Source organism: Paenibacillus sp. FSL H7-0943 (assembly GCF_037963265.1).
In the GTDB taxonomy this organism is placed as follows: domain Bacteria; phylum Bacillota; class Bacilli; order Paenibacillales; family Paenibacillaceae; genus Paenibacillus_AQ; species Paenibacillus_AQ odorifer.
Window position 1 is genome coordinate 5,332,234 of record NZ_CP150148.1, and the last position, 19,019, is coordinate 5,351,252.

14 protein-coding genes are annotated in these 19,019 nt (G+C 45.1%); all 14 read right to left on the reverse strand.

Annotated elements, in window-relative coordinates; all coding sequences use genetic code 11:
- Nucleotides 1–1,216: 1,216 nt before the first annotated feature.
- Nucleotides 1,217–2,341 (reverse strand): molecular chaperone DnaJ, encoded by a 1,125-nt coding sequence (gene dnaJ / locus NSQ55_RS23380; RefSeq protein ID WP_036677487.1) that lies wholly within the window; start codon nt 2,339–2,341, stop codon nt 1,217–1,219.
- Between the two features lie 253 nt (nt 2,342–2,594).
- On the reverse strand, nt 2,595–4,442 hold the full coding sequence (gene dnaK, locus NSQ55_RS23385; RefSeq protein ID WP_036677488.1) for a molecular chaperone DnaK: 1,848 nt from the start codon (nt 4,440–4,442) through the stop codon (nt 2,595–2,597).
- Nucleotides 4,443–4,617: 175 nt separating this feature from the next.
- Nucleotides 4,618–5,199 carry a nucleotide exchange factor GrpE gene (grpE, locus tag NSQ55_RS23390; RefSeq protein ID WP_036677491.1) on the reverse strand — a complete coding sequence of 194 codons (582 nt, stop codon included), beginning with the start codon at nt 5,197–5,199 and terminating at the stop codon, nt 4,618–4,620.
- 48 nt (nt 5,200–5,247) lie between these two features.
- Nucleotides 5,248–6,279: a heat-inducible transcriptional repressor HrcA gene (hrcA, locus tag NSQ55_RS23395; RefSeq protein WP_036677493.1), complete on the reverse strand. Its 1,032-nt coding sequence runs from the start codon at nt 6,277–6,279 to the stop codon at nt 5,248–5,250.
- 103 nt (nt 6,280–6,382) lie between these two features.
- The gene (locus NSQ55_RS23400) at nt 6,383–6,874 is read right to left on the reverse strand and encodes an N-acetyltransferase (RefSeq protein WP_051490987.1); all 492 of its coding nucleotides are present in this window, start codon (nt 6,872–6,874) and stop codon (nt 6,383–6,385) included.
- A 93-nt stretch (nt 6,875–6,967) separates the two neighbouring features.
- Nucleotides 6,968–8,140, reverse strand: a complete 1,173-nt coding sequence (gene hemW / locus NSQ55_RS23405; RefSeq protein WP_076105910.1) for a radical SAM family heme chaperone HemW — start codon at nt 8,138–8,140, stop codon at nt 6,968–6,970.
- Nucleotides 8,141–8,325: 185 nt separating this feature from the next.
- The gene (locus tag NSQ55_RS23410; RefSeq protein WP_339169365.1) at nt 8,326–10,602 is read right to left on the reverse strand and encodes an FAD-dependent oxidoreductase; all 2,277 of its coding nucleotides are present in this window, start codon (nt 10,600–10,602) and stop codon (nt 8,326–8,328) included.
- A 19-nt stretch (nt 10,603–10,621) separates the two neighbouring features.
- Complete coding sequence (locus NSQ55_RS23415; protein ID WP_076129699.1) at nt 10,622–11,449, reverse strand: carbohydrate ABC transporter permease; 828 nt, start codon at nt 11,447–11,449, stop codon at nt 10,622–10,624.
- Nucleotides 11,450–11,510: 61 nt separating this feature from the next.
- The gene (locus NSQ55_RS23420; protein ID WP_249267723.1) at nt 11,511–12,395 is read right to left on the reverse strand and encodes a sugar ABC transporter permease; all 885 of its coding nucleotides are present in this window, start codon (nt 12,393–12,395) and stop codon (nt 11,511–11,513) included.
- Nucleotides 12,396–12,486: 91 nt separating this feature from the next.
- Complete coding sequence (locus NSQ55_RS23425; RefSeq protein ID WP_076129697.1) at nt 12,487–13,791, reverse strand: extracellular solute-binding protein; 1,305 nt, start codon at nt 13,789–13,791, stop codon at nt 12,487–12,489.
- 95 nt (nt 13,792–13,886) lie between these two features.
- Nucleotides 13,887–14,654 carry a response regulator gene (locus NSQ55_RS23430; RefSeq protein ID WP_076141556.1) on the reverse strand — a complete coding sequence of 256 codons (768 nt, stop codon included), beginning with the start codon at nt 14,652–14,654 and terminating at the stop codon, nt 13,887–13,889.
- Complete coding sequence (locus NSQ55_RS23435) at nt 14,639–16,444, reverse strand: histidine kinase (RefSeq protein WP_339169370.1); 1,806 nt, start codon at nt 16,442–16,444, stop codon at nt 14,639–14,641. Before NSQ55_RS23435 ends, NSQ55_RS23430 begins: the two co-directional genes overlap by 16 nt.
- 105 nt (nt 16,445–16,549) lie before the next feature.
- Nucleotides 16,550–18,364: a translation elongation factor 4 gene (gene lepA / locus NSQ55_RS23440; RefSeq protein WP_036677511.1), complete on the reverse strand. Its 1,815-nt coding sequence runs from the start codon at nt 18,362–18,364 to the stop codon at nt 16,550–16,552.
- A 140-nt stretch (nt 18,365–18,504) separates the two neighbouring features.
- Nucleotides 18,505–18,990: a hypothetical protein gene (locus tag NSQ55_RS23445; protein ID WP_076185487.1), complete on the reverse strand. Its 486-nt coding sequence runs from the start codon at nt 18,988–18,990 to the stop codon at nt 18,505–18,507.
- Between the last annotated feature and the right edge of the window lie 29 nt (nt 18,991–19,019).

Below are 19,019 nucleotides of genomic sequence, written 5' to 3' on the forward strand. Positions count from 1 at the left end.
CGCTATTAGCACGAAAAACACCAATCATGAGCACTTTTCTAGGCAATAGCTGCACTGAAGTCCGAAACTTCGCTCAAAAGGCGATAAATTTGCAAATAGCGTCATCTGGGTCCGTATGCCTCCAGCGTCTTCCGGGTCCTATCCACGCAGAAGATTATGCTCGGCACTATCGGACACCGTTGCACTTAAACGCTGATTTATGCGACTTTTGCCATGCCAACGGACCCCATAGTCGCTATTAGCACGAAAGACACCAAATATGAGCACTTTTCTGAGCAATAGCTGCACTGGAGTCCGAAACTTCGCTCAAAAGGCGATAAATTTGCAAATAGCGTCAACTGGGTCCGTATGCCTCCAGCGTCTTCCGGGTCCTATCCACGCAGAAGATTATGCTCGGCACTATCGGACACCGTTGCACTTAAACGCTGATTTATGCGACATTTGCCATGCCAACGGATCCCATAGTCGTTATTAGCACGTAAAACACCAAATATGAGCACTTTTCTAGGCAATAGCTGCACTGGAGTCCGAAACTTCGCTCAAAAGGAGAAAAATTTGCAAATAGCGTCATCTGGGTCCGTAAGCCTCCAGATTCTTCTGGGTCCTATCCACGCAGAAGATTATGCTCGGCACTATCGGACACAGTTACACTTAAACGCTGAATTATGCGACATTTGCCATACCAACGGACCTCATAGTCGCTATTAGCACGAAAAACACCAAATACGAGCGCTTTTCTGGGCAATAGCTGCACTGGAGTCCGAAACTTCGCTCAAAAGGAGAAAAATGTACAAATAGCGTCAGCTGAGTCCGCAAGCCCACCTAGATAATTCAAAGCATATAGTGTGTTTAAAAAAGCTGGAGACCAGTCGGGGGTTTCAAGGTTACAGGGTTCGCGGTTCGCGGTTCGCGGTTCGCGGTTCGCGGTTCGCGGTTCGCGGTTCGCGGTTCGCGGTTGCCGGGGTTACCGAATTTACCGGGGTTACCGGGGTTACCAGGTTTACCGAGGTTACGGGATTGGCCGAGTTAGCCAAACACGCAGAATTTCGCAGGTTCAAGCATCACAGCTCATCCAAAGAATTGCATGAGGTTAGTTAACTGGCCCTGCCCTAATCTCATGCTAAACAAAAACGCAGAGCAGCGATCCCCCAATAACGGGAGGATCGCTGCTCTGCTGTCTTTTTCTATTCATTGACTGAATGAATGAGTTAGGATATCAGTCCCCGCGAAACGCACGTTTCACACGATCAAAGAAGGACTGTTCGTGTTCATGTGTGTTTTCTCCGTTCAGAGAAGCGAACTGGCGTAGCAATTCTTTTTGCTCTTCATTGAGCTTGCTAGGTGTCACAACAATTACTCGTACATGCTGATCACCTTGGCCAGATCCACGCAGACGTGGAACACCTTTACCTTTGAGGCGGAAGAAAGTGCCTGTTTGCGTTCCGGCAGGAATCTTCAGCTTCACTTTTTCGGTTAAGGTTGGAATTTCAATCTCATCACCAAGTGCTGCCTGTGCAAACGTAAGTGGAACCTCGCACATAATATCATCGTTCTCACGCACGAAGAAATCATGCGATTTAACACGGATAACAATATACAAGTCTCCAGCAGGACCACCGCGTAAGCCGCCTTCGCCTTCGCCAGTCATGCGCAACTGTGCACCGTCATCAACACCGGCCGGGATACGCACATGGATCTTGCGTTGCTTTTTAACCTTACCCTGTCCGGCGCAAGTCGTACATTTTTCCTTAATAATCTTACCTGTACCACTGCAATGTGAACAAGGACGACGATTACGCATCTGTCCAAGCGGTGTATTCTGTACGAATTCCTGTTGTCCACTACCATGACATACGGAACAAGTCTCTGGTTTAGTGCCCGGTTTAGCCCCGGAGCCGTAGCAGGTATCGCAAGTTTCTGTACGTGGAATAGTAATATCGGTTTCTTTGCCGAATACCGCTTCCTTGAATTCAATGGTCATGGTATACTGCAAATCCCCACCACGCTGCGGTGCGTTAGGATCACGGCGTCCGCCGCCTCCAAAGAACATATCAAAGATATCGCCAAGCCCTCCGAAGTCGCCACCACCGCCGCCTCCGAAGCCGCCCATACCTTGGTTAGGGTCAATATGGCCATATTGGTCATATCTAGCTCGCTGTTGTCCATCACTAAGAACATCATAAGCTTCTTTTACTTCCTTAAACTTAGCTTCAGCGTCATCTGCTTTATTCACGTCTGGGTGATATTGGCGCGCCAATTTCCGGTACGCTTTTTTCACCTCATCGTCTGAAGCATCTCTACTAAGGCCAAGCACTTCATAATAATCGCGTTTATCTGCCACTGCTTTCACCTCCGTGCATACATACTCAAATTCCTTATTACCTGTCAAACAAACCATTATACGATAAAACCTCAGGATCTGACCATCCAGATTCAGCGATGTTTATTCTTACAATATCAGAAGGCGCATTCGCAAAGAGTGTGCAATCTGATATTACAAAAGGAAAGTCAAAACACGGGATGACCCGGTTTTGACCTTCCCTTCTTAACTATATAAGAATTTATCAGTTTCCTATTACACTTATCGTATAAGGTTACCCTTGATTCTTATCTTCGTCAACAACCTCATAGTCAGCGTCAACTACATTATCTTTTTTAGGAGCGCCTTCAGCGGCTCCAGCGCCACCTTCAGCACCTTGCTCAGCTTGAGCAGCTTGTTCGTACAGCTTCATGGACAACTGTTGTACAATCTCAGTCAATGCTTCTGTAGCTGCATTGATTTCTTCAAGATTGTCAGTTTCAAGTGCTGCTTTAACTTTATCTTTAGCTTCATTTGCTTTTTCAACATCAGAAGCATCAGCTTTATCGCCAAGGTCTTTAATTACTTTTTCAGTAGAATACACGAGTTGGTCAGCACCGTTCTTCGCTTCTACCAGTTCTTTACGCTTACGGTCTTCCTCAGCGTGAAGCTCGGCATCCTTCATCATTTGTTCTACTTCTGCGTCGCTCAGGCCGCTGGAAGAAGTGATAGTGATTTTTTGGCTCTTGTTCGTGCCTTTATCTGTCGCAGATACATTTACGATACCGTTGGCATCAATATCGAAAGAAACTTCGATTTGTGGCACGCCACGTGGTGCTGGTGGAATCTCGTTCAGCATGAAACGTCCCAGTGTCTTGTTGCCATTTGCCATTTGACGCTCACCTTGCAGCACGTGAATCTCTACGCTAGGTTGGTTGTCAGCAAAGGTTGAGAATACTTGGGATTTGCTTGTAGGAATCGTAGTATTACGCTCGATCATCTTCGTGAACACGCCACCTGCAGTTTCAATACCCAGGGAAAGCGGAGTTACGTCAAGCAATACAACGTCTTTAACATCACCAGTCAATACACCCGCTTGAACAGCAGCACCAAGAGCTACTACTTCATCCGGATTCACACCTTTGTGTGGTTCTTTGCCAGTAAGCTTTTTGATAGCATCTTGTACAGCTGGGATACGTGTAGAACCACCAACCAGAACGATTCTAGTAAGGTCTGCAGGGGTCATGCCAGCATCAGACAATGCTTGACGAGTTGGTCCCAATGTACGTTCTACCAGACCAGCAGTCAGTTCATCAAATTTCGCACGAGTCAAGTTGATCTCTAAGTGCTGAGGTACGCCGTCAACCACAGTGATGAACGGAAGCGATACAGTTGTTGTCAGTACGCCTGACAATTCTTTTTTCGCTTTTTCAGCTGCATCTTTCAAACGTTGCACAGCAGATTTATCTTTGCTCAGATCAATGCCTTGCTCTTTTTTGAATTCGGATACCAGGTAATCCATAACCACTTGGTCAAAGTCGTCGCCACCCAGCTTGTTGTCGCCGCTTGTAGCTTTTACTTCGAAGAAGCCATCACCAAGTTCAAGGATGGATACGTCAAAAGTACCGCCACCAAGGTCATAGACTAGAATGGTTTGATCTTCGGATTTCTCCAGACCATATGCCAAAGCTGCTGCTGTTGGCTCGTTCACAATACGCAGAACTTCCAAACCTGCAATTTTACCTGCATCTTTGGTAGCTTGACGTTGGCTGTCATTAAAATAAGCAGGAACAGTGATAACTGCTTGAGTAACAGTTTGGCCAAGATAAGCCTCTGCATCGGATTTCAGCTTTTGCAGAATCATTGCCGAAATTTCTTGTGGGGAGTAGTCTTTACCATCAATGCTTTCTTTGTGGTTAGTACCCATGTGACGTTTAACAGAGCTGATCGTACGATCAGGGTTAGTAATTGCTTGGCGTTTAGCCGTTTCACCGACGATACGCTCGCCGTCTTTCTTAAAGCCTACAACCGAAGGGGTTGTACGCGCGCCTTCTGGGTTTGGAATTACTACGGCTTCGCCGCCTTCCATAACGGCAACGCAAGAGTTCGTGGTTCCTAAGTCAATACCGATAACTTTACTCACAATAATTTGCCTCCTCTAAAGTTATATGGAGCCTAAGCTCAATAAATTTATAAAAATATCAAAAAAATTCGATTGATAATAAACTATCCGGGCAACAGCCTGCAATCGGATAAATAGTAGGCAAAAGCACTGCTGCTTTATGGCGAGCAGAAACTGCCCGTCCTATATAGACAGACTACATGCTGACTTTGACCATGGCCGGACGAAGAACTCTATCTTTCAGAAGATATCCCTTTTGAACCTCTTCTGTAACGATACCCTCTTCGTACTCCTCGCTCTCAACCTGCATAATAGCCTGATGGTATTCAGGATTAAAAGGCTGTCCTACTGTTTCCATAGCTGTAAGCCCCTCAGCCTTCAATACCCCATCCAGCTGACGGAAAATCATATTAACGCCCTTCGCGAAAGCTTCGGATTCAGGATTAGCTGGAGTAGTGACTAACGCACGCTCGAAATTGTCCAGCACGGAAAGCAATTCCGTCAGGAGCTTGGAGGTAGCATATTGAGCCAACTCTTCTTTTTCCTTCTGGGTACGACGACGGAAGTTATCAAAATCAGCTTGTGCACGCAGTGCACGACCTTGATATTCATCAGCAAGATCCTGTAGGCGTTTCACCTCAGCACCTGTATCTGAAGCACCTTCACTAACGTTTTCAGCTGTAAATGAGTCGGCATCTGAGACTACTTCAGCCACAGGCTCCTCATTGATCAATTCCTCTTTGAATTCATTAGAATCTTGAACTTGTTCCTTTTTCAAGTTGTCTTCACCTCCTTAAAATCATTCACGAAATCATGTTGACTCTGTTCACTTATACCAGTGCGCCAGCATCGCTGTCAAATCTCGGGATAAAATGCCCAAGATCCCCATCACTCTTGCATATTCCATACGGGTCGGCCCAAGGATCCCAATGCTTCCTAGTGCCTGCCCATCAAGTGAATAAGTGGCGGTGATCAGACTACAGTTAGCGAACGCTTCGTGATTGTTTTCTGTTCCTATTCGTACTTGAATACCTGTGCCACCCACTGTAGGGGCCAGCATTTTGAGCAGTGTCGGTGTCTCTTCCAGCAGATCAAGAATACTCTTCACCTTGTCTACGTCTTTGAACTCAGGCTGTGTCAGCATATTCGTTGCTCCGCTGAGATAGATGCGCTGCTCTTGATCGCTTTCCAGCGCGGTGTCCAGCACCTGCATTAATTCTTCATAATGTGAGATGTGACGCTGCATTTCTTCGCCAAGCTCGGAATAGAGCCGAGTCTTCAGCTTATAGAGTGGTACATTGACCAGTTTACTATTCAGTAGGTTAACCACTTTCTCCATCTCGGAAACAGAAATCTCCGGCGGAATGTTCACCGTACGATTCTCAACTTGCCCCGTACTTGTGACGATAATGGCCACAGCGGTTGTATCATCTAGTGGTAACAACTGAAAATGACGCAATGAAGTATGAAAAACCTCCGGTCCCAGCAGGATGGAAGTATAATTCGTCATATTGGAAAGAATCATCGCCGCATGTTGGATTACCTGCTCCATTGCATTTAGCTTCTCGGCAAAAAAAGCGCGGATCGTGCCCATTTCTGCCGTTTCGGCGGAATTCCACGGTACCAAATGATCCACATAATATCGGTATCCTTTATGGGAAGGAATTCTTCCCGCCGATGTATGAGGCTGCTCGAGATAACCTAAATCCTCTAGGTCAGCCATTTCATTTCGAATCGTAGCCGGACTGTATCCTACATCTCCCCGTTTAGAAATGCTACGAGATCCTACTGGCTCTGCCGATGAAATATAATCATCCACAATTGCATTTAGTATCATTCTCTGGCGATCAGTTAACATGTTATTCCCTCCTATCGGCTGTGGCTCCGATTCGTTAGCACTCGACTCAGATGAGTGCTAACCACTAATACAAAAATACCAAACTGACATTGACATTGTCAAGTCAGTTCAGTATCTTAAGCACTGCTATTTCATCGCAGGCATGCTGCTTTTTACAATTCACGCAATCTGTCCATACTTTTTCAGGGAAAATCTCTTTCTGGACGACTTCAAATCCATTTCTAAGAAAAAAATCAACAGCATAGGTTAGTGCCATAACCTTTGGGATTTTCTGGTTCCTAGCTTCCTCGACCAGCTTCGCCAATATCATGGAGCCTACGCCTTTACCCTTGCCTTCATCATTCAATCCAATTGAACGAATCTCTACGAGATCATTCCCGAGCTTGAAAAGTGAACCACAGCCTACGAATCTGCCTTCGATTTCAGCAACTACGAATTGATCGATCTGGCGTGTCAGCGCCTGCCGGGAACGGGGCAACATGATGCCGCGCTGGGCATACTCTTCTATCATTAGATACAATGGCTCAACGTCTTCTACCACAGCATTTCTACAAATTACCTGTGCGTCTCCCGCTGGAGACGAATGGCGAATCATTTCCGTCTTGGCAAGCACTTTGGTTCACCCCTCTGTTGATAATATGAATAAATATACAACAGAGTGAATTACAATTCAAGGGGTATTTTAAAATTAAACTTCTGTCAGGGCGCCTACAAATTCAGCAAAAACATCGTTCCCAAACAAGATTCCTTGCTTGCTGAGTCGGTAAACCCCTGCTTCTTGTTCCAACAGCCCTGCATGCAGCATTTTATGCAAGGATTTCTCGAATACTTCCTCTATTGAACGCCCGAATTGCGCCTGAAAAGCTTCATTAGAGACGCCCTCATGCATACGCAAGCCGACCATCATAAAGTCTTCCATCGCTTCTGCTTCTGAGATTGGGTATGCATCCAGTCGTGGCAGCCCTTTACGTGTGGCTTCTACATATGGATTTACGCCCTTAACATTAATATGCCGCTGACGTCCCACATATCCATGCGCTCCTGCTCCTAGACCATAATAATCTTCATTACGCCAGTAGGTGATATTATGGCGGCTCTCCATTCCTGGTTTCGCGAAGTTACTGATCTCGTATTGATTGTAACCCGCTTCCTTCATAGAGGACATCAACAGGAGGTACATTTGCAATTCATCTTCTTCATTAGGAAGAGGAAGTTTGTTCTTATTAAACAGCGTGTGAAAAAGAGTATTCTCCTCCACCTTCAAGCTGTAAATAGAATAGTGGGGTAGATCCAGCTCCAACGCCTTGCGGATACTTTCGCCCAACATCTCAACAGTTTGATTAGGCAGCCCAAACATCAGGTCAACCGAAAGATTATTTAGTCCAACTGCACGTGCATTCTCTAGGCTCCGGTATACATCATCTACATTATGAATCCGGCCGATGCCTGTGAGCAGCTCGTTCTGAAATGCTTGAACACCAAAGCTCACCCGGTTCACGCCGCCTTCTTTCATAACCGTCAGCTTGTCCAGATCCGTTGTTCCAGGGTTAGCTTCCATAGAGAACTCAATATCTTTATCCCAGTTGGGGAAATGCGTGCGAACAGACTTTAAGAAATAAGCCATTTCATCAGGTTTTAAAACAGTGGGTGTGCCTCCGCCGACGAAGATCGTTTTGATAACACCCGGAGGGGTGTTCTTGACGGTCTGCTCCATCTCTCGATCCAAAGCTTCGAGATAATCCATAACTGGCTGATCCTTGAGTACATAGGAATTGAAATCACAATAAAAGCACTTATTGGTACAAAAAGGGATATGAATGTATACAGCCTCAGGGGGACGGCCATTAGTCTTCGTTGTCATTAGCTGTCTCCTTTATATAAAAATATCGTTTGAATAGTGTAATCTAAAAAACAAGAAAAGGGAAGCCTGACGGCTTCCCTCCGAGGGCGTTCATTTATAAATGAACTCTATTTTATAATATAAGAAAGTATAAGTTTTACGTTATCCTATATATTTTGTATTTCCCGCAGAAACGGATACCGTCCCTATAAGGACGGCAAAGCCGTTGCTTCTTGATAAATCCGCATTTCCACAAGTTCGGCATGTACTCCACCGTTAGTTTCATGAATAACGATCCGGACAGCATCTGTAAGGACAGGCTTCTCTAATCGATGAACATTCTTCCGGCGATGGTTGTCTTTGACACAGAGCATGACTTGCCACGCGCCATCAATGAGCAGCTCTACATCATAGTTCTTTACCAGTTCAGGAATCACTAGAAATGGCGTTTCATGGTGATGTAAGTTGATGAGATCTTCATTGACATCATCATTAAAGGTGAAATGGATTTCGGAGACTGGAACAGCATCCGGGAGACGCGCCTCTACCCACTCCGATCTACCCGCGATCATCGGCGCAGAAACCCAGCTATGCGGTCCCGCGAAAGGTCGAACATACCCATCAATGACTTTAGATGCAGCATATGCCGATGTTTCTACTGCAAAGCAGAAATGCCTGCGTACAAGTTGTTTCATGCTCCACTCTATCACCGGCTGATCTGGCTGATGATCCTCCAGCGCTGAATCAACAACGGATTTAGCACCTCGCTCAAATGTAATGACACCAGTGATTGGGGTTTCTGAAATATGCAATTGAAGGTGTTCATTAGCTCGAATAATAGCGAAGATATTACATTCACCGATAAGACTACATTTCTCCTCTTGTATCGGTACTTCAATCCATTGCTGCTCTCCAGCCTGTACTGTTATAACATCAACCTGTTTGCACTCCACCGGCACGTAATTTTCCGCACGTCCAGTCGTCCAGATCTCCACGGTCAGCTGCGTCTGAATACTTGCTGACACAAGCAGCCTTAACCCACGGATACTTCCTTCAACCGGAAACAAAATCCCTACATCATGAGAAAGCTCATAAGCTTCGGCTGGACGATCCAGCAGGATACCATTCAACGTGCTGGATGCATGAATCTCGCTTTTTCTGGCGAGGTCCAGTGGATCTTCGTTACGTAATCCAATAATCGAAGCATCTTGCTTCAACATCACCTGTTGTAATTCATGCATATGATGCTCGCGAATTACACGTGGGGTCACACCTTTGATGACGGATAAAGCTGCACCTGCTCCAGCTGCTTCACCCATGATCGCACAGGTTGCCATAACGCGTGTTGTTCCAAAAGCCACATGAGATGCACTGATATTACGACCCGCGAAGAATAGATTCCGCACATTCTTCGAATATAGCGAACCAAATGGAATATGGTAGATCCCGTCCGCATGCAGATGCTTGGAGCCACTCTCTTGTGCGTACATCCCCTGTGGGGGATGTAGATCAATCGACCAGCCACCAAATCCAATACGGTCTGCAAATTCACGCTGCGCGAGAATATCATTTTGCGTTAGAATCGTATCGCCAATAAATCGTCTGTATTCACGTTTACCCGGAATCGAGCCAACCCACTCAAGCGTCATATTCTCGGCATCAAAATGGCCTGAGTTTTTGATATAATCCCAAATCCCATAAATAACAGAGGATAGTTCATCACGTATACGTTCATTCTCATCCACCGTATCAAGCTCGCCGCCCCACTCAATCCACCAGTAGTGACAGCCTGAATCCCCACTCCGAATGACCCGGCGGATCGGGATAGACGTTGTTGTAATATCCTTCGCGAATGAGGGTGCAACATAACGTACCGGTTTTCCAGTATCCTGTGTATAGAATAATAATGTACTGCCTAATGTAATATTATCAGGCACTTCAGGTGCCCATTCCTCATTAAATTCATGGCGGGCTTCACGTCCTAATCGGAAATCAGCTCCTGCCAGGAAGCCAACCAAACCATCACCCGTGCAATCGATGAACGCCTCACTCTTGAACGTAATCAACCGCTCAGATCCCATCATCCAACCAATCACACTGCGAATCGTCCGATCCTCTGCCTCACCTTCCGCTTCCACTTCACGTACATCGGTATTTAGGAACAAGCTGATATTCGATTCTGCCTTCACCGCTTCGAGCAAGGTTAGATCCCATAGATATGGATTCCCTTCCGGGTTCCGGTATTGATTCTCGATGAACAGCTCACCCATAATGCCTGTCTCACGTGCATAGCGATTTACACCATGTCCTGTTGCACCACATACCCATACCCGAACCTCTGAACTCGAGTTACCACCAAGTACAGGACGATTCTGTACCAGTGCTACCTTTAACCCAAGACGTGCTGCAGCAATCGCCGCGTTCATCCCTGCAAGTCCACCCCCGACCACTGTCACATCGGATTTAACCGTTTCTGTTCTCATGTCAGTATCCCTCCTATAGTTAGCCTTTCACAGCCGAGCTAGAAATTCCTTGAATAATATATTTCTGACCTATGAAGAAGATAACAATCATTGGAATGATCGCAGCCGACGAAGCGGCCATCATCCCGTTGTAATCCACATTGTTCTCAAGAATAAAATTCTGCAATCCAAGCGGAATGGTATATAGCTTAGGGCTCTGCAAAAATACAAGCGCATTCTCATAATCATTCCATTGCCAGGAGAAATCAAGAATAGCAAACGTAGCGATTGCCGGCTTCGCTAATGGCAGAATTAAGCGGAAAAATATTTTGTAATGACCGGCTCCATCCAGAAAAGCAGATTCCGTAATTTCCTTAGGAATGCCCATAAAGAACTGCCGAAGCATAAATACACCGAAGATCGAGAACATGGCTGGAAGGATTAGGGCCAAATGCGTATTGTAAATCCCAACCCAGTTAAACATGATAAACTTAGGAACAAAAAGCACCTGCGGTGGAACCATCATCATGGATAGATATATGACAAATAGGCCATCCCGCCCTTTAAACGAAGTACGTGAAAATCCGTAAGCGGCAAGGGCAGATAGAAACACAGCTCCCGCAGTTCCAATAATCGATATCTTAAGTGAATTTAAATAATACGGAACAAAATCATAACTTCCTGTCCACACCCGAATATGATTGCTCCAGTTGAGAGATGAAGGCAGCCATTCGTTAAACACCTCGGCAGGTGTCTGAAAAGATGTGCTGAGCATCCATAGAAAAGGCACAATCATAAATAGTCCTAGAACAAACATGATGATCGTTACTGGCAGCTTCACCTTCATGTTTCCTGCTTTTTCATTCATACCGCCTGCTCCTTTAATTTATGGTTTCGGGGTCCCGCAAAGCACCACTTTGTAGGGTTATTTAGTAATGAACCCAGCGCTTTTGGCCGATCCACTGAATGACTGTAATGACGAGAATGACGGCGAACAAGAACCATGAAATGACTGAAGCGTATCCCATATCGTAATAACTGAATGCTGTTTTATAAACGAATAGTGATAAGACCGTCGTACTTCCGCTAGGTCCTCCAGCCGTAATGGCTTGAATAATCGAGAACGATTTCATCGTCATAATTAATCCGGTAATCATTAATAAAAAAGTTGTTGGACTAACAAGAGGCCATACAATTTTCCATGTTGTTTTGAATGTGCTTGCACCATCGATCCGGGCAGCTTCTAGCTGTTCTGTCGAAATCTCCTGTAGTGCTGCTAAATATATGATCATATTGTAGCCAAGCATCAGCCAGATCTGTACGATATCAATGGCATACATTGCGGTTTCCGTATCCGCAAACCACCCTGGCGGCGATGTTATGCCAATCCAGCGAAGCAGTTCATTGATGGGTCCCTGTGAAGGCTGAAATAGCAGCATCCAGACAAATGCAACGGCTACTCCACTAGAGATATACGGCAGGAAAAACATTCCACGCAATAATCCTTTAAGATACACACTGCGGTTTAGAAATAGCGCCACAATAAAAGCGAGCACCATCGATACTGGAACCGATATCAGGAATATCACCGTATATTTGATCGAGGCATAGAAATTATCGTCATGGAACAACCGTTTGAGATTATCCAGCCCGGTAAATTGCCAATTCGGATTTGAAAATTGATAATTCGTAAACATCAGGACAAAGGAAAAGATTGCAGGAATCACAAAGAATAAGAGAATACCAATCATATTCGGGAGAATAAAAGTCATGCCGATCCAGCCTTGTCTGTCCATCCAGCTTCTCCGCTTCACGGTATCGCCGCCTTTCGTATGCTGAAAAATGGGTACACGAAAGAGAAGAACGAAGAATTCTTCCTCCTTCTCTTTTGTGCCAGCTATTTCTTTATTTCATTAACTCTTGCGAACGGGTTTGCATATTTTTCATCGTGGTATCAATATCTTGCTTATTTAAGAAGTATTTTTCATACTCTTCTTTACGTGCATCAATGGCTTGTTGAGGTACATTTAGCTGGAAGGATGGGAATTTGCCGAATACAATATTATTCATTGAATCTGTATCATATTTGTCTTCTACACCATTCAAGAGAAGGCTCATCGCTTCCTTACTGTCCACACTCTTAGAGGCTGGAATACGACCCCCGCTTGCCATTGGCAGCATACCGCCATCCGCATACCATTTTGCGAACTCCCAAGCCGCATCCAGGTTCTTGGACTTTGCATTAAGAGCAAGCATGTCGCCCACACCGCCCGAATATTTATAATCCTTTTGATCTTTATTCACTTTTGGAATAGCGGCGAACGCGGTTTTGAAATCATGCGGATAGTCCTTCAAGTTGTTCGCATTGCGGAAAATAAACTCACCTGCTGCCAGCATTGCCGCTTTGCCTTGCAGGAACATGGTGTCAACCGGCATTTTACTGGTCAGCTGCTCCCCATATTCCGGTGTGGATTTGTCCACGAACATCATGTTATGCAATATTTCCAGTTGCTGTTTCCAGAGATCATTTCCAAAGTTTGAAGTACCATCCGCCTGTTTCACACCCATTCCAGCAAGCGTACCGTCCATCGTTGTTGCGAAGGAGGAATCTGCCTGCAATAATCCGTACACACCAGGTTTCGTTAGCTTCTTCGCATACTCCTCAAGATCTGACCAAGTCCAGTCCACCGCAGGAATCGGTAATCCTGCTGCATCCAGCATATCTTTGTTCAACCATACAAACGCCATGTTTTTCTTTGTAGGAATCCCATAGTATTTATCATTGATTTTCCACATCGCTGCGTCCTCGCCGATCTGGCTGTCGATATCATAATCTGTTTTCGTGCTTAGATCCAAGGCAACGCCTGCATCCATACGTTTCTGTAAATGAGCAAGATCGTAGTTCATGAAAAGGTCTATGTTTTGATTGGTCATCAAAGCAGTGTCCAGCTTTAAGTTGCCTGCATCGTCATTTACATTACGGATATACTCGACTTGAATATCTGGATGATCTTTATTCCAGTTATCAACTACAGCTTGAGGCCCGGCTTCTGCAGGAACTGCCCCCCACATCGTAAGCTTTATTTTCTCCTTTGCTGGTTCTCCATTTGCACTGCCCTGCGATGCATTACTTCCACCACTCCCACAACCAGCCAGCATCGTACCTGCTAATAAGACAGAAAGCACTGCAGGATACCACTTTTTCTTCATAGATAGCTTCCCCCTTGGAAGGATTATGTGTTGTGCTCTACATCTATAACTTTATCATCAGAGCGGATTCTGGGGGATGAACTACATTTGGGAACTTATAGAACGTTTTTTGGTTCTTTACGGAATTCATTTGGCGTGACACCACACCACTTTTTGAAGATTTTTATAAAATAATTATCGTTCTCAAAGCCTACTTGCTGCCCAATCTCGCTAATTGTTAGCTTCGTCTCTGCAAGCAGCATTTTCCCAGCCTGAATCCGACGCTCTTGAATATAATTGGTCAACGTTTTCCCTGTCTTTTTCTTGAATAAGTCACTTATATAGCTGGCATCCATCCGGATCAACTCTGACATGGATTTGAGCGAGATGTCCTCAGCATAATGTTCTTCAATATAAGCTATAATTTTGTTCATCTCCACATGATCTGTCGGTCCCGTTTGTTGCTTCTCAGGAAACCATTTATCGGCCTTCTTCATCTTCACCATTCGCTCCAGCTCGGCCTGAACCTTACCCATCGTCTGCTTCAAACCTTGGAGATCTAAAGATAACTTCAGAATGTAGTCCGAAGCCCCAAAAACGAGCGCTTGCCGGGCGTATTCAAATTCACTCAATGCGGTCAACATTACAAACCGGCAGTCGAAGCCTTCCTCTCGCGCAATTTGAAGAAGCTTCACCCCATCCATCACTGGCATATTGATATCCGTCACTACCACATCAGGCTGCAGCTCACGAATCATTTGCAAGCCTACTTCTCCATTCTCCGCCTCACCTATAATTTCAAACGGAATTCCAGCCTTTAAGAATAGCTTTCGTATACTTTTAACCGCAGGTTGTTCATCATCCACAATTAATGTTCTCCACATGTGAGCTTACCTCCATCGTAAGGTTTTGAAATAAGGAATGGAAAATGGATGATCACTTCAGTTCCTGTATCCGAAGATACAATGTCCATACCTGTCCGTTGATTCTTAAACAACAGCTCTAAGCTCTCCCTAATATTCTGAACACCGATTCCTTTACGTTTCCGTGTAGCCTTATTCAGCTGTGCTCTTTCTATCCCCATGCCGTTATCTCTAACCTGCAGATACAGCTGTTGCTCAGTCACTTTAGCGGAGATATCAATTCTCCCTTGTTTTACAGACTGACCGAAGCCGTGAATCAAGCTATTTTCAATTAAGGGCTGCAGACAAAATTTAGGGATTAATGCGTATTGCAGTTCCTCGTTGATATCATATTGAATTTCAATCCCATGTCCAAAACGTTGCCGCTGTATCTCCATGTAAGATTCTATTAGTACGATTTCATCCTTTAACAGGATCAAATCGACTTCAGTATTTAAGGTTGTCTCCAATATTTTTCCTAGTGCAACACAAATTCCATAAATTTCATCATCATCTTTATCTAAGGCAATGCTCTTTATCGTATTCAATGTATTTAGTAGAAAATGCGGGTTCATCTGCGAAAGTAATACCTGAAATCGAACGAATTGCTTCTGTTTTTCTTCAAGCTGAAGTCGCTGCAACAGCTCATTTAAATCATGGATCATGATATTGAAACTCTGAGTCAGGGCAAGAATCTCTCCCCGCCCTTGCTCGGGTAATTTCATTTTGAGATTCGTCTTAGCGGTCATTTCCATCTTCTTCTGTAGCTTCTTAAGCGGTACTGTAATCGTCGATGATATGAAATAAGTTAATAGAACAAATAGCAGCAGAATGATTCCAAATCCACCAAAAAACCGTCGTTTCTGCTTGTCTACCTCAAGAAATAGCTGTGCTAGCTGCACCTTTTTAACAACATAGCCATTTAACTCCTCGATGTAGCTGTATGTGTATAAACTTTCCTCCTTCGGGTCGACAATGGATGCAGCACGCCCCGTCTGCCGCTGGTTGGCGCTCTTCACAATACTCTGCGCAATATCAGGGGAAAAAGTCTCATCATTAAGCGGATTAAGCATCACACCCCCCAAGGCATCGAGTAGAAATAAAGCCCCTTCCTGTTTACTCCCTAACGTTGATCTGGTAAACCACTCCTCATAATCGATACTTAATCTTGCATAGGCATAAATATTCAAACCATTATCACGCATAACCTCATAAAGACTAAGCATTTTCTTACTTGTTGTACTTTCCCGGACCACATTATTCTTGTCATTCGGATTCCATATATATCGATTCGTTCCTTCTCGCTTCAAGGCTTGAACCCAATCCTCTGATTGGATTTCGTCGTAGCTCAAAGTTTCCTTTGGCATAAAGGAAGTGTATGCGTTTCCATGAAGGTCGATTAATGTATAATACACCGTCGCTCCACTCATGAAGAATGTATTTTCAATCGCTCCAAACTTGTTTTCAACGAGTTTTTTTCTCGTGATTTCATCAGATTGCTCGGGATTCTTCATTATCGATAAAATCGTCGTATCTTGTTCGAGTAATGACCCTGTTTTCATCACGAGACTCATGAGATCAACAAAACCATTCTTAATACCAATAAGCTGCTCTATGTTCTTCGTTTCCGCATTATCCTGCAGCATTCGTTCTGTCTCTTTAAAGTTATATAGAACGAGTATGGCAATGGGTGTTAGTACCAACAGCAAGAAAGCTAACAGAATCCGATTCTTAAAGGTACTTGGCGTAAGTTTCAAATATAATCGCTTCACGAGGACTCCCCTCACTTTGTATGTGCTTACAATCCTTCCCCCTATTGTAATCTGCTCCTGCTTAAAAAAATAGAGCCGGGATATTCTCCCGGCTCTACCTATTTTTTACTCATCGATCTTCAGTACTGCCATAAACGCTTCTTGTGGTACTTCTACACTGCCCACTTGCTTCATGCGTTTCTTACCTTCTTTTTGCTTCTCCAGCAGCTTCCGTTTACGGGAAATATCGCCGCCGTAACATTTAGCAAGTACGTTTTTGCGCATCGCCTTAACGGTTTCACGCGCAACCACCTTCGTACCCACAGAGGCTTGAATCGGCACTTCGAACATTTGACGCGGGATAATCCCCCGCAGCTTCTCACAAATGATACGTCCGCGGTTGTAGGCACGATCGCGGTGAACGATAAAGGACAAGGCATCGACCTGCTCATTGTTAAGCAAGATATCCATCTTGACCAGATTCGAACGACGGTATCCGCAAATTTCATAGTCGTAAGAAGCATAACCTTTCGTACCGGATTTCAACTGATCAAAGAAATCATAAACGATCTCTGACAGCGGAATCTCGTACGTAATCGTTACACGATTAGTATCTAGATATTCCATATTTACGAACTCGCCGCGTTTGTTCTGGCACAGCTCCATTACAGTACCCACGAAGTCGTTAGGCACAATGATCGCTGCTTTAACATACGGCTCTTCAATGTAGTCAATCGTACCGATCTCCGGATAATGTGACGGGTTGTCGATTTGGATCATTTCGCCATTGGTCAGCATAATTCGGTAAATAACACTCGGTGCTGTTGTGATTAGCGGCAAATTGAACTCGCGCTCAATCCGCTCTTGAATGATCTCCATATGCAAGAGTCCAAGGAAACCGCAACGGAAACCAAATCCAAGCGCGCTTGAACTTTCCGGCTCAAAGCTTAGCGAAGCATCATTCAGCTGGAGCTTCTCCAGCGCCTCACGAAGATCGTTATAATCGGAGGTCTCAATCGGATACAACCCGCAATAGACCATCGGGTTGATCTTACGGTAACCTGGAAGCGGCTCAGCAGTAGGATTCTTTGCGTCAGTGACAGTATCACCGACACGGGTATCTCCAACATGCTTGATCCCAGCTACGATAAAGCCAACATCACCGATGTTCAATTCATCGACAATGGTCATACGCGGCATAAATGCGCCAACTTCAATGACCTCGAAGGTCTTCTCAGTTGCCATCATCTTAATCTTCGAACCCGCACGGATCTTCCCGTCCATTACGCGCACATAGACGATAACGCCTTTGTAAGGATCGTAGTGAGAGTCAAAGATCAATGCTTTAAGCGGCTCTTCTGAATTACCGGATGGCGCAGGAACCTGCTTCACCACCTGCTCCAGAATTTCCTTGATTCCGATACCGGCTTTGGCAGATGCCATAACCGCTTCGCTGGTATCCAGCCCGATAACATCCTCGATCTCCTGCTTTACCCGGTCAGGGTCAGCGTTTGGCAAATCAATTTTGTTGAGCACAGGTAGGATTTCCAAGTTGTTATCCAGTGCTAAATACACATTGGCCAGTGTCTGTGCTTCAATTCCTTGAGCCGCATCCACAACCAGCAGTGCACCTTCACATGCTGCAAGACTGCGGGAAACTTCATAGGTGAAATCGACGTGCCCCGGTGTATCAATCAAGTTGAGATAATACTCTACACCATCGTCTGCACGATAGGTTAAACGCACGGCTTGCAGCTTTATTGTGATACCACGTTCGCGCTCCAGATCCATCTGATCGAGTACCTGTTCCTGCATTTCACGCGTGGTTAGTGCCCCCGTGTATTCCAAAATGCGGTCAGCTAGTGTCGATTTACCATGGTCTATATGTGCAATAATCGAGAAATTGCGAATTTGTTGTTGTCTTTTCTGAACGTCAGTCATTCCTTACCCCCACAGACAGCCTGATATTAATCCACTTATTATAACAGTACAAGCTTACTCCATCAATCCCGCGCTGGCCCAAAACAAAAGAAACAGCTATACACGATCCCGTGAAATAACCGTTTCTTCTAAATTTGCTGTTAATTTTCTGCCGAAGCGAACAATGAAACTACCCAGCGGATTCCCTTCTGGGAAGCCTGCTGCAAGAGACCTGCCGTCTTATCTGCCAGAACATCGACTGTAGGCTTTTGCTCCTCAGGAATTAGAATTTGCTCCGGAGATTTCGTACTATAATCATCCACAACTTGTTGAGGAGGATCTGCGGCTGGCGTTGTATTGCTATTTTGAGGCAAAGGAGAGACGGCCGTATAAGCACCTGTGACAGGATCGATCACCATTGGCACATATACATAAGTCTGCCCACCCTGTGTCACACCATTCTTTTGCAATTGTGGCTGTGGCTGCATGCCTGTTACTTGACTGGTCGGTGTAGTCGGGCTGGCATTCCAGCCGGGCAGAATCTTAGAGACTGTTGACCCCCCACTTCCGCCGAACTGCATCCCTAAGAGGATGCCAATCCCTGCCCAAATCCCGACCATAACCAGTTTTTTTCCGAAACGCGACATGTACACCACTCCTTTTTAATCCTTGGTAA